This window comes from Hyalangium sp., from assembly GCF_035629615.1.
Lineage (GTDB): Bacteria > Myxococcota > Myxococcia > Myxococcales > Myxococcaceae > Hyalangium.
In genome coordinates, this window is the sequence record NZ_DASPHO010000137.1 from 1 (window position 1) to 12,985 (window position 12,985).

5 protein-coding genes and 1 pseudogene are annotated in these 12,985 nt (G+C 70.3%); 5 read left to right on the forward strand and 1 reads right to left on the reverse strand.

Annotation, left to right across the window (positions count from 1 at the left end):
• The 5 genes and pseudogenes from VD972_RS06745 to VD972_RS06765 all read left to right on the forward strand — a co-directional run.
• Positions 1-1,509, forward strand: a pseudogene (locus VD972_RS06745) (serine/threonine-protein kinase PknK); the annotation flags it as partial.
• A gap of 388 nt (positions 1,510-1,897) precedes the next feature.
• The gene (locus VD972_RS06750; protein ID WP_324982479.1) at positions 1,898-7,630 is read left to right on the forward strand and encodes an MG2 domain-containing protein; all 5,733 of its coding nucleotides are present in this window, start codon (positions 1,898-1,900) and stop codon (positions 7,628-7,630) included.
• A complete protein-coding gene (gene pbpC, locus VD972_RS06755) occupies positions 7,627-10,077 on the forward strand; it encodes a penicillin-binding protein 1C (RefSeq protein WP_324982482.1) in 2,451 nt (816 codons plus the stop codon). Before VD972_RS06750 ends, pbpC begins: the two co-directional genes overlap by 4 nt.
• Before the next feature lie 227 nt (positions 10,078-10,304).
• Entirely contained in the window at positions 10,305-10,691 is a 387-nt protein-coding gene (locus tag VD972_RS06760; RefSeq protein WP_324982485.1) for a hypothetical protein, read from the forward strand.
• Between the two features lie 235 nt (positions 10,692-10,926).
• Positions 10,927-11,355, forward strand: a complete 429-nt coding sequence (locus VD972_RS06765; RefSeq protein WP_324982488.1) for a VOC family protein — start codon at positions 10,927-10,929, stop codon at positions 11,353-11,355.
• A 28-nt stretch (positions 11,356-11,383) separates the two neighbouring features.
• Here the strand turns inward: VD972_RS06765 and VD972_RS06770 are convergent, their stop codons facing one another.
• The gene (locus tag VD972_RS06770; protein ID WP_324982491.1) at positions 11,384-12,985 is read right to left on the reverse strand and encodes a tetratricopeptide repeat protein; all 1,602 of its coding nucleotides are present in this window, start codon (positions 12,983-12,985) and stop codon (positions 11,384-11,386) included.

Here is a 12,985-nt window from a genome sequence, read left to right on the forward strand (position 1 = left end):
CGACGCCTGGTGGAGCTGGAGGTGGTGCAGCTCCAGCCTGGCAGCCGCTTCCCAGCAGAGGCCGAGTACCGCTTTCACCACGCCCTGGTGCGCGACGCCGCCTACAACCTGGTGCCCGACGGCCTCCGAATGACCGGGCACCTCCAGGCCGGCGAATGGCTGGAGGCGGCCGGCGAATCAGAGCCCCTGGTGCTGGGCGAGCACTTCAAGCTCGGAGGGCAGAAGCAGAAAGCCATCCACTTCTTCACGCGCGCCTGCAAGCAGAGCTGCGAGCGCCAGCGTACGGATCTTCAAGGAGCCCAGCGGTGCTTGGAGGCCGCGCTCTCCTGTGGGCCCACGGGCCAGGCCCTGACCGAGCTCCAGGTGCTGGAGGCGTATATCGTTTTCTGGATGGCAGACTTCGCGCGCACCCTCGCCGTGAGTCACGAGGTCCTCCCCAAGCTCCCCGAGGGCAGCGCCTCGTGGATCCAGGTGGTAGGCAATCTCATCATGATGAGCTCGAAGAGCGGACGCCCCCACGAAGCGGTCGCTCTGGGCCGCGACCTGCTGCGCATCGAGCCTGCTCCCGAGGCCAACTCTACCTACAGTGAAGCGCTCGCCTTTCTGGGCGCGATGTACCAATGGACTGGCCAGCGGAGCGAGGCCCTGACCGTCCTGGAACGCCTGGCGCAGATCTCCACGAGGGGAGCGGCGCATGACAGCTTTGCCCTCGGCTGGCATTGCCTGACCCAGGGGTACTTCGACTACGACCTGGATGCCCGGCCCTGGCGGTGCCGGACGCTGGCAGAGGAGGGGATGGCGGCTTTTGGGAGGGTGGGCGCGGACAGGAACGAGCTCGTGCCACGCACGCTGCTGGGGCAGGCGCTGGCGGCGTTGGGAGAAATGACCAGGGCCGCGAAGGTGATGAGCGAGGGGCTGGCAGGGGCCAGGTACTTCGATCAGGTCTTCACCTGGCTCCAGATGCACACGGCCCTGGTGCTGTCAGGCAGCTCTGAGCCGACACACCAGGAGGAGGCCCTCCGCCTGGCGCTCTACGCGCGGGAGACAGAGCGACAGAATCCCATGCACCTGGGCCTTGCGACCCTGTCGCTCGGGCGCGTGGCCCTGGCGCAAGGCTCACCCTCCGAGGCCGAGAGCTGGGCACGCGAGGCGTGCGAGCTGCTGGGCGCGCTCATCATCTATCAGCTCACTGCACGCACCTGCCTGAGCGCTGCGCTGCTGGCTCAAGGGCGTGCGGTGGAGGCTCGGGCGGAGGCAGAGCAGGCCGTGCGCGCTCTGGAGCAGATGGGAGGGGGGGGCGTGGCGTCCGTGGGCGTCTGTCTGGCCCTGGCCGAGGCCTGTCACGCTCAGGGAGATGACGCAGCGGCGGAGGGCGCCCTGCGCCGCGCCCTCGCGTACGTGCGCCTGAGAGCCCAGGATCTTCCCGACGAGACGGCCCGCGAGCGCTTCCTGAGCCAGGTGCCTGAGAATGCCCGCGTGCTCCAGCTGGTGGGCCCGCGCTCCCTGTGACGGCCCAGCGCACTCCCGCGCTCGGGCACATACGCATTCAAGCGCGGGAGTCGAGCCGCTCCCCGCGAACGGATCCAGGATCGTCTCCGCGGGTTGGACACAGCAGGAGCCCCTGAGGCTACAGGCAGGTCCGCTATTAACGGATTTTTCGGTTGCGCTCGCTTTTCCTGGGTTCCCCCTCTCAGCTTACCAAGGGCGGTCCGTCCCAACGTGTCGGACGAGCAAACGGGATGACAAGGGCCCGTGGTCGCGCGGACACGCACCGCGTGTCCGGGAGGACTCACGAGCCCCCCCGCGGGGTTGAGGGCCTGTGTTCCACGGCGTGTCCACCCTGGTACGGCGGTTGCTCTTGGGTCCAGGGCCGCCTTCCGCCTCCCAGGAGCCCGTCATGCCTTCTCCCCGTCGCTACCCGCTGCTCGGGTGGATCCTCACCACACTTGTCTTCTCGGCCTGTCAGTGCGGTCGCGAGCCTGCTCCCGCCCCGGGAGCAGCTGCCAGCGAAGCCCCCGCCGCCAGCGGCCGGGAGGCCCCTGCCCCCGCGTCCCTCGTCAGCCTGCCTCCGCCCGTGGAGCCTCCACCGCTCCTCTCCCCCGAGCCCGCGCCCTCACCTCCCACGGAAGCGCACGAGGAGCCAGCACAGTCGGAAGCACTCTCCATCCAGCGCGGCGAATGCGCACGGGCCGGCTGCGAGCTGGTGCTTCACTTCAGCCTGCCCGTGGAGGAGCAGTCGGTAGCCGTCACCTTCGAGCCACCGCAGAAGGGTGCGTGGTCCTGGCGCTCACCCAAGGAGCGGGTCTTCATCCCCGTGGCCGGGGCGCTGGGATGGGGCAACACGGTGACAGTGCGCGTGGAGAAGGCCACGCCCGCGAATGACGCGGGGGCGGCGCTCGCCTCCACCTGGAAGGACACCTTCCAGGTGCCCTTCTTCCAGGTCGCAGGCAAGGTGGCGGCGTGGCCCGTCATCTCGGGCCGGCCGCGCTTCATTGCCTTCCTCAACGACTTTACCCAAGAGGTGGGCAACGGGCCCCTGCTGGCGCTCTATGACCAGCCCGTCTCCGCCAAGACCCTGGGAAGGCGCTTCCAGGCCGAGGATGCCGAAGGCAAGAGCGTGCCCGTGAAGGTGACCGCGCTGGCCGAGGGCGAGGGCCCCATCAGCGTGACGGTGGACCCGAAGCAAGTCCTCGCGCTGCGCTTCCTCCGCCTGCCCGCGCACGGCAGCACCCTGCGGCTCGTCTCCCCCAGCTACAGCGAGGAGGGCTCCGCCGAGCCGGCGGGGGAGACGCAGACACTCACCGTCAACCGCCACGTGACACTGGACAGCTACGTGCTGGCCACGGGCGAGGACCCGCAGCGCGCGCCGCTCAATGCGCGGTGGGACCTGGCCTTCAACAACCCCGTCGACGCGAGTGCGCTCCGGGCGCACCTTGCCGTGGAGCCCAAGCCCGAGTCGATGGAGGTGTCCGGCTGGGGCCGTAGCGTGTCGGTGACGATGGGGCTCAGCCCCGGACAGAAGTACCAAGCGTCCTTGACGCGCGGGCTCAAGGACGTGCTGGGCAACCCGCTGGACGGCAGTCCGACGTGGAGCTTCAAGGCGCAGGACCTGCTGCCCATGCTCCAGCTCCCCTCGCAGCACCTGACGCTGGAGCTGCCCGGCGCCCGCCTGCCCTTCCAGGGACGCAACCTGGCCACCGTGCAGGCGCAGGCGCGCCGCATCACCGTGCCGGACGCCTTCGTGAAGGCGTACGCGCTGGAGCGGCAGCCTACGTGCGAGGCCTACGGCGCCCCCATGGGCCCCGCGCGGAGCGTGGGCGCGCCCCGTCCGAAGACGCGCAACGCGCTGGAGCCGCTGGAGGTGTCCCTGGAGAGCGGCAAGCCAGGCCTGTACTGCCTGGAGCTGTCCGCGAAGGGGCGTGGCAGTGAGGCCGGGGAAGAGGTGTGGCAGGACGCGGTGCTGCTCCAGCTCTCCGGCCTGGGCCTCACCGCCAAGGTGCATGACGGCGGCGTCCTGGTGTGGCTCACCCGCTTGGGTGACGCAACGCCGGTGGCCCAGGGGCAGGTGATCTTGCTCGACGAGGCCGGGACGCGGCTTGCCTCCGCGGAGACGGGGGCCGATGGCGTCGCGCTGCTGCGCGCGCCGGGCGTGGCGACCGCCAGCGGCCTGGAGCGGCGCGTCTTCATCTCCGCGCGCAAGGACGAGGACCGGCTGGTGGCGGAGGTGAACGAGGAGCGGCTGTCGTCGGCCTGGCAGTTCGGGCTCGCGGGCGAGGTGAAGGGCGCCGAGCGGCTCGCCTCGCTCGTCTTCACCGACCGGGGCGTGTACCGGCCGGAGGAGACGGTCCACATCAAGGCCTTGGTGAAGGACGCCGGGCGCCTGCCGAAGCGGCAGCGCGAGGTCCAGGTGCGAGTGCAGGACCCGCGCGGACAGGGCGTGCTGGACACGGCGCTCACGCTCGACACCTTCGGCGCGGCGGACGTAGACCTGAAGCTGAAGGCGGGGGCGGCCGTGGGCGAGTACTCGCTGCGCCTCACGCACGGCAGCCGCGCGGTGGGCCATACCTTCCGCGTGGAGGAATACCGCGTGCCGACCTTTGAGGTGAAGGTGTCCAGCGCCGAGAAGGAGTGGCCCCCGGGCACAGACGTGGAGGCCGTGGTGGAGGCGCGCTACCTGCACGGCGGGGAGCTGTCCGGCCGCGAGGTGCGCTACCAGGTGTGGAAGGCGCGTGAGCCCTTCTCACCCGCCGGCTTCGCGCAGTACGCCTTCGGGCTGCCGGAGGACGGCTCGGGCGCTGCGCTCGTGGCCAGCGCAGACGGGCGCCTGGACGGACAGGGCCGCACCCGCGTCCCCTTCAAGGCGGACCACCCCTCCTACGCTGGCCCCCAGCGCTACACCGTGGAGGCGAGCGTCACTGACGTGGACCGACAGGCGTACGCAGGCCGCCTGTCCCGTGTGGTACACCCCGCCGCCTTCTACGTGGGCGTGCGGCCCCCCGCGCAGGCCGTGGTACGCGCGGGCCAGGTGCTGGAGGTGCCCGTCATCGCCCTGCGGCCGGATGGCACGGTGCAGGAGGGCGTGCAGGTGCGGGCGCAGCTGGAGCGCGTAGACGCGCACACCTACGCGCGAGTGAGCGGCGCCCACGCGCAGCTCGTCAACCACGAGGAGAAGGTGGAAGCCGGGCAGTGCCTCGTCACCACGGAGAAGACGGCCGTCACCTGTCGGCTCACCGTCCCTGGCGCGGGTGCGTACCAGGTGCGTGCCTGGGCGAAGGACACGGCGCAGCGGCAGGTGCAGGCGGGCTTCCGCGTGTCCGCGTCGGGCGACAACATCGTGGCCTGGCCACGCTTCGACCAGGACCGCATCCAGGTGGTGGCGGACAAGGCCCGCTACCTCCCCGGCGAGACGGCAAAGCTGGTGGTGCAGACGCCCTTCCCCGATGCGCGCGGGTTGCTCACCGTGGAGCGCGGCGGCGTGCTGGAGCACCGGCTCTTCGAGATTCATGGGGACACGCCCACGCTGGAGATTCCCCTCACGGACACGCACGTGCCCAACGTGTACGTCTCAGTGGTGCTGCTGCGCGGCCGCATCCACACGGAGAAGGACGCCACGGGCTTCGAGACGGGCGCGCCCGGCTTCAAGCTCGGCTACGTGCAGCTCCACGTCGAGCCGAGGAACCAGCGCCTCGCGGTGGACGTCGCGCCGGAGAACCCGGTGGCCCGGCCTGGTGGCACCGTGCGCGTGGACGTGACGGTGCGCGACAGCGCGGGCAACCCCGCCTCCGGGCAGGCCACGGTGATGGTGGTGGACGAGGCCGTGCTGGGCCTCACCGGCTACCGGACGCCGGACCCGGTGCCAGCGCTCTACGCGGCGCTGCCGCTGGGCGTGCGCACCGCGGAGAGCCGGCTGGACCTGCCGCACGCCCGCCGCCAGCGCCACGAGGCGCTCTTCCCCGGCGGTGACGGTGGCGAGGGCTTCGCCCTCGGTGACTTTCCAGCCGACCTGCGCACCCTCTTCCAGAGCACCGCGTACTGGAACCCTCGCGTCGCGGTGGGAGCTGACGGCAAGGCGAGCGTGGACGTGAAGCTGCCGGACAACCTCACCCGCTACCGCGTCATGGCGGTGGTGGTGGATGCGGCAGGCCGCGCCGGCTCCGCGGAGAAGGGGCTGGTGGTGAAGAAGCCACTGATGCTGCAGCCCGTGCTCCCGCGCTTCGCGTACCCCGGGGACACGCTCCGGGTGGAGGCGCTCGCCTTCAATGGGCAGTCAGAAGCGGGCCCGCTGCAGCTCACCGCATCCTTCGACGGACTGGAGCTCCAGCAAGGCGGCACCCTCACGCCGCCCGCCCGGACGGTGAAGCCGGGCGAGTCCGCCTCCTTCGGCTTCCCTGTGAAGGTGGCTGGCCGCGGCGCCGCGAAGGTGCGCTTCGCTGCGCGCATGGGCGAGGAGACGGATTCGGTGGAGGTGACGCTGCCGGTGCTCAACCCCGGCTCGCGCCGGGTCCTGGTGTCGAGCGCCCAGGTGTCCGGAGAGGATCGGCTGGAGCTGGCGCTGCCGGCGGACCGCCAGCCGGGCAGCGTGGAGGTGGAGGTGACGGTGTCCGGCACGGCGCTCAGCGAGCTGAAGGACGCCGTGGGATACCTCATGGAATACCCGAACGGCTGCATCGAGCAGACCACCAGCACGGCGTACCCGCTGGTGGTGCTCAAGGACCTGTTGCCGGAGATGGGCGTGACGGTGAACGGGGCCGACCTGAAGAAGTTCTCCGAGGCCGGCATCAAGCGCATCCTCTCCTTCCAGACCACCGCGGGCGGGCTGTCCTACTGGCCCGGCGGCACGGAGCCGCACGCCTTCGCCACGGCTTTCGGCCTCACCGCGCTCATCGAGGGGAAGAAGCGCGGCTACGACGTGCCAGACGAGGCACTGAAGCGAATGGGTGACTACCTGGAGCTGCGCCTGCGCGACGGCAACATCACCGAGGAGATCCCCCATGGCGGCATGGCGGACGCGGACACGCGGGCCTACTTCGTGATGACGCTCGGCCGCCTGGGTCGGCCGCAGCCCGCCTACGTGTCCACCCTCTGGCGCGAGAAGTCCAAGCTCACCCCGTTCGGCCTGTCCTTCCTCGCCGTGGCGGTGAGCGAGATGAAGGGACAGGACCAGTCCCTGCTCCAGCCCATCCTCGCGGAGGTGGAGGCGACGGCAGAGAAGTCAGAGCAGGAGGCGTGGTTCGACGGGAAGCCCCACGGGGGCTGGTCCATGGACTCGCCGCTGCGCACGCACGCCACCTCGCTGCTGGCCTTCGCCTCTGGCGGCGGGGCGGCGGGGAAGATGAGCGGCAAGCTGCTGACCGGCCTTCTCAAGCGCCAGCAGGGCGGGATGTGGGGCAACACGCAAGAGAACGTCTTCGGCATCATGGGCGTGGCCCGCATGGCCCAGTCCTCGCAGGGCGGCAGCGTCCCGCGCATGTCCCTCACGCTCGACGGCAGGCCCGTAAAGGACGGGGACATGGAGGTCGTCAGCCAGCGCGTGCGCCGGCTCCGGCTCTCGGAGGCGGACCTGAGCCTGAAGGCGGGCCAGGCGCACACGCATCAGGTGCTGCTCAACAACCGGGGCCCCGGCCCCGCCATCCTCCGCGTCCGCGCGCAGTACGAGGCGGAGCTGAACGCAAAGAACCGCGCTGCGCGCGAGGCTGGCTTCCGCGTGGAGCGCTCGTATGAGGCGGTGACGGGTGAGCCGCTCGATGCCAGCGCCATTCCGCTGGGGTCGCTGGTGCGCGTGCGGCTGAAGGTGCGCGCGGGCAGCCACCAGAACTACGTGGCCATCGACGACAAGCTGCCCGCGGGCCTGGAGCCGATGAATACGAGCCTGGCCACCACGGAGAAGGTGTCGCAGGGGCCGCTCAGCGCGGCGCTGCAGCGTGGGCTCGCCTCGCTCTCCTACAGCGAGATGCGCGACCACCGCGTGGCCTTCTTCGTGGACGACATGGACGCGGGTGACTACGAGTTCACCTACGTCGCCCGCGCCACCACGCCGGGGACGTTCCTGCGCCCCGCCGCGGGTGCCGAGGCCATGTACGCCCCCGAGGTGGCCGGTGCCACCGCCATCGACGAGGTGACGGTGCGATGAGCCGGCCTTCCGTTCAGAGCGGCTCCGCGAACCTCGCCGCCCGCATCCGTCCCTCCCTGCGGCGTCGCGTCCTCCGCCTCTTCGCGGCGGCCACGGGAGTGCTGGCCCTGGGCACCCTCGTCTGCGCGGTGGCCCTGTGGGCCGCCGTGATCCTCCGCCCCTACCCGGTGGAGGACCTGCACGCGCGCGCGCGGGACTCGCTGCGCATCCGCGACGCGCGGGGCCAGCTGCTGCGCGAGGTGGTGAACGCGGAGGGCGAGCGCGTGCGCTGGCGCGCCCTGGAGGACATTTCCCCGCTGGTGGTCCGGGCCACCGTCGCAGTGGAGGACGCACGCTTCCACGAGCACCCCGGAGTGGACGCGCGCTCGGTGGCACGCGCGCTGGCGCAGGCGGTGCGCTACCGGCGCGTGGTCTCCGGGGCCTCCACACTGACGATGCAGCTGGCGCGGCGCCTCCACCCGCACCCGCGCACGCTGCGCGGGAAGCTGGGAGAAATGGTCGAAGCGTTGAGCCTGGAGCGCGCGGTGGACAAGCACACCGTGCTGGAGCAGTACCTCAACCGCGTGCCGTACGGCGCGGGCGCGGTGGGCGTGGAGGCGGCCAGCCAGCGCTACTTCGGCAAGCCGAGCACGCACCTCAGCCTGGCGGAGGCCGCGCTGCTGGCCGGACTCCCGCAGGCCCCCACCACCCTCAACCCGCTCAAGGCCCCCGAGCGGGCCCGCGCCCGCCAGCGCACGGTGCTCGCCCGCATGCGCGCCACCGGCGCCATCACCGAGGAGGAGCACGTCCGCGCCCTCGACGAGCCCCTGCGCCTCGCCGGGCAGGGCGCGCCTCCGTCGGCCCTGGCCGACACCGCGCTCCACTTCACGGACTACGTCGTGTCCCTGCGCCCGCCCTCGGGCGAAGTGCGCACCACGCTGGACGGCGACCTCCAGCGGGAGTTGGAGGCCCTCGTGCGCGGCCACGTGGACGCCCTCTCTGCGGGCGGCGTGACGAACGCGGCCGTGGTGGTGCTGGACAACGCGGAGTGCCACGTCCTGGCCATGGTGGGCTCCGCCCGGTACGAGGACACGGCGGCTGCGGGCGCGGTGAACGGGGTGCTGGCGTGGCGCCAGCCGGGCTCCGCGCTCAAGCCCTTCACGTATGCCCTGGCCTTCGAGCGCGGGGACGCGCCCGCCTCCGTCGTCGCGGACGTGGAGACGCGCTACGGCGAGGCGGACGGCGACCTCTTCAGCCCGAGGAACTACTCGGGCGACTACTCCGGGCCGGTGTTGATGGGGGAAGCGCTGGGCCGCAGCCTCAACGTGCCCGCCATCCGGGTGGCGCGGCGCGTGGGACTTGAGCCCCTGCTCACGCGGCTGCGCGAGGTGGGCTTCTCCTCGCTGGACGCTCCCGCCTCGCACTACGGCTTGGGCCTCACCCTGGGCAACGGCGAGGTGACGCTGCTGGAGCTGGCCCAGGCGTACGCGATGTTCGCCCGGAAGGGGCTCACCTGCCGCGCCACGCCCTTCGCCGGCCCGCTCGCCGAGGGGGACGCGCCGCGCCGGGCCTTCTCCGAGGAGGTGGCCTGGCTCATCACCGACGTGCTCGGCGACGAGTCCCTCCGCATGCGCGGCTTCGGCGCCGGCAACGCGCTGATGCTGGGCTTCCCCGTCTCGGTGAAGACGGGCACCAGCACCAACTGGCGCGACAACTGGGCGGTGGGCTACACGCCGCGCTTCACCGTGGCCGTGTGGACGGGGGACTTCTCCAACCGCCCGCTGAACGGGATGACGGGAGCCACGGGCGCCGGCCCCCTCTTCCACAAGGTGATGAAGCGCGTGGTGCAGCGCGCAGGCCCCTCTGCCCTGCCGGAGCGGACGCCTCCACCCGAGGGCATCGTGGAGGGCCAGGTGTGCGCGCACTCGGGCCAGGTGCCCACGCCCTTCTGCCCCGTGCGGCGGCGGGTGCACTTGCCGAAGGACCACGTCCCCCGCCAGCCCTGCCCATGGCACCGCGAGGTGCGTTTGGACGCGCGCAATGGCCTGCTGGCCGGGGACAAGTGCCCGGCGGAGCACGTGGTGATGCGCGCCTTCACCTTCCTCCCGGCCGCCTATGCCTCCTGGCAGGCCTCGCACGGACAGGAGAGCTCGCCCGCCGCGCCCACGCGCTACTCCCCGCTGTGCCCGGAGAAGGGCCCCGTCCCCGGAGCGCTCGTCATCACCTGGCCGCGCCCGGGAGAGGTGTTCCTCATCGAGCCGGGCTACACGCGGCGCACCCAGACGCTGCGGCTGAGCGCGGAGGTGGAGCCCCGGCTCGCAGCGGTCACGTGGCTGGTGGACGGCCGGCCCGTGAAGCAGGCGGGATGGCCCTATGACGCCTCGTGGGCCCTCCAGCCCGGGCGTCACCGACTGGAGGTGGTGGCCCAGGGACTGCGCAGCGAACCGGTGGACATCGAGGTGCGGTGAGAGGTGTTCTCAGGGAAGTGAAAATGACCGTGACCGTGCATGGCGCGTCGGCGGCGAGGCAACGCGCATGGGCGCCGCCGCACGCGGACAACAGCAGGGCGAGCACCCCGGAGATCCATGCTCCGCTGACTTGAAGCCGCGCCCCAAAAGGCCTATGGTCCATTCCAGGAAAACATGCAAAAGCAACATTAACATCTTAGTTAGAATTACCTCATGAGGAGAAGAGCATGATGAGCAGGCCCCTGATTTCTCTCGTTGCTGTTGGCAGCCTGGTGTTCTCCGTTGGTTGCGGCGGGGTCGAGGTTGGCGCGGAGGAGAACGTCGTCGCGGAGGAGAACGTCGTCGCGGAGGAAGTAGCGCCCTCCGAGCCCGAGGGGACGGTCACCCAGTCGGCCTATCGATACAATGTGGTCATCTGCGCAGGCGGGAACGCTCCGGTGCGCTACTGGAATCCTTCCACCTGCGGAGGGAGCGTTCAGGCCTATTATCCCCAGGGCTGGCACGGCTGGTTCGAGACCGTTGCTTCATGCACGAGCGCAACGGACTACTACTTCCATCCCCACAACGGCTCGCATGGTGGCTGGATCGAGTCGTGGCGCCTTTGCTACTACTGATGCGGCGCCTCGGCCCGGAGGCCAGGCCCGCCCCTCACCCGGCTAGCGGCAGCGAGGCCACCTCCGCGTGGGGGCGCCGTGAGGGCTTGGGCGAGACGAGCTCCTCGGCCGCCACGGCCATTTCCGGCTTCGTGCCCGTTTAGAGTTCGCCATCACCACCCCGCGCCCACGGTTTCCCTGGACCCGCTCGGGAAAGCTTGCCCAGCCTGCCGATCGTCGCCATTTTAGACCCACCATGGAAACGAACACGCTTTACCGGGGACGGCTCATCGACCACGTGCAGCTGGTAGTGAAGGACGTGGGTGCCAGCAAGCGTTTCTACACAGCGATCTTCGAGACACTGGGGATACCTCTCGGCGGGGAGGGCGAGGGGTTCTTCTGGGCCGACGAGCTGTTCGTGTCGGGGGTGACCTCCCCGGCGGCCCGCGGCGTGCTCACCGGCCCCACCCACCTGGCCTTCCAGGCCAAGGATCGCCCGATGGTCGACCGCTTTCACGCGGCGGCGCTGGCTGCGGGTGGGAAGGACAACGGCGCCCCCGGCGTGCGCCCCTACCACCCCGGTTACTACGCTGCCTTCGCCTTCGATCCCGACGGCAACAACATCGAGGTGGTGCACCACGGCCGCGCTGAGCGTTCGGCGGAATCGATCGTCATCAGCTTCTAGCCTCGGGCGGCAGGCGATTCCCGCCGCCTCACCCCTCCTTGGCTTGAAGCGCCCCTCGAGGCCTGAACCCCGGATCCAGCCGCGCCGCTTCTCCGAAGCACCGCAGCGCCTCCTCCGGTTGCTCGAGGCCGAAGTGGCACAATCCCATGTTCCACCACGCCCTGGCGTCACTCCCGTACGACCTGAGCGAGTCCTGAAACAGCCCGAGCGCCTCCGTATACCCGCCATACGCGTACACGAGCATCGCGAGCTCGAAGGCCAGATCCCGCTTCTCCCCTATCGGGTAATAATGCTCCCATACCCGCATCACCATCCTCAGGACCTCCTCGCGCATCGCCGCCGACGTTCCCTCCTCCTGGTTCCACAGCGCCGGCAGCACCCCCTGGAGAATCCGCGGATCCCAGCGGCTCAACCGAATCAGCGACAGGACGGGCTCGATCCCGAGCTTCTCGACTCCACCCTGGAGCCCGCTCCACAGCGAGAAGAGGTCGTCCGGCCCCCCCCGCCCCACCGCCAGCTCGTACGCGAGCCTCGTCTCAGGATGCCGCGCCGCAGGCCCCCCGAGCAGGAAGGCCGCGACAGCGAGGTAGGCGTGCCGGTGTGCTGTCTTCAGGACGGCTCCGTTCCGGTGGAGCACATACTCGGCGATCGCATGGTAATTGACCGCCATCGAGAAGCTCCCGTGGGTCGACATCCAAGGCTCTCGCCTCTCCTGCGCCGCCTTCTGCGTCTCCCCGTAGTCCGCTGAGAGCACGAGGAGCCTGCCGCCGGAGAGCGCCGCGAGCCGCCGGATGCAATGGATGGCGGCGTGCGGAAACAGGATCGTGACCTGCTCCAGGCTCTGCGCATAATTGCGCAGGATCTCGTTGAACTCCTGCTCCTCGTAATACGCCGCCGGCGCCGCCTTGTGGGTGTAGCTCACGCTGACGCTCTTGATCAGCGCCGGATCCTCGAGATCCGCCACTGGCTGGGCGGTCGACAGCGAAATCAAGCACTCGTAGAGCTCGCCGCCCCGGAACGAAAACGCGTCCTGCCGGATCCCATCGAACACATAATTCGCGATCACCCCGAGGGGATTCTTCAGGCTCCCTGCCCGGATCGTCACCCCCGCTTCGATGAGCCGTATTTCCTCATCTACCTCCGCGTCGAACAGCGCGAAGTCGAGCACGCCCCTCTCCACGAAGGGCCTCAGGGACGGGTGCCCCCGCCAGAACCGCAGGTTGGTCTCGGTGAAGTCCGTCATCACGTACCGGAACTTCACGTCCCCCATGGGGGACTGCTGGAGCATCTCCGTGAGCGCCTTCAAGAACAGATAGGCGAACCGTCCGCTCCCTGCGCCGAGCTCCATGATCGTCACCGGCTCGCTCGGGTCGAGCGCCGTGCTCCCGCTCCGGCAGTCGCGCAGATACCCGATGAAGATCTCCGCATAAGCCTGGGCGAGCGACGGATTGTTGGTCACGTGGTGGGGAACCGTCGCGGTGCTCCAGGCGTCGATCCCCGCCCCGTCGTAGTACCGCCGCTGGAGCTCCCAGAGGAGGGAGCGCGACAGTCGCTTCTCCTCCTCCAGGAGGAAGGGCGGCTGCGCTTCGGAGCCTTCGGCCACAGGAGTGCCCTGCTTGCTCGCTTCCAT

Bases quoted from the DNA above. Each gene is read 5' to 3' on its own strand.
- VD972_RS06770 (WP_324982491.1), bottom strand. From the start codon at position 12,985: ATGGAAGCGAGCAAGCAGGGCACTCCTGTGGCCGAAGGCTCCGAAGCG.
- pbpC (WP_324982482.1), top strand. From the start codon at position 7,627: ATGAGCCGGCCTTCCGTTCAGAGCGGCTCCGCGAACCTCGCCGCCCGC.
- VD972_RS06750 (WP_324982479.1), top strand. From the start codon at position 1,898: ATGCCTTCTCCCCGTCGCTACCCGCTGCTCGGGTGGATCCTCACCACA.
- VD972_RS06765 (WP_324982488.1), top strand. From the start codon at position 10,927: ATGGAAACGAACACGCTTTACCGGGGACGGCTCATCGACCACGTGCAG.
- VD972_RS06760 (WP_324982485.1), top strand. From the start codon at position 10,305: ATGATGAGCAGGCCCCTGATTTCTCTCGTTGCTGTTGGCAGCCTGGTG.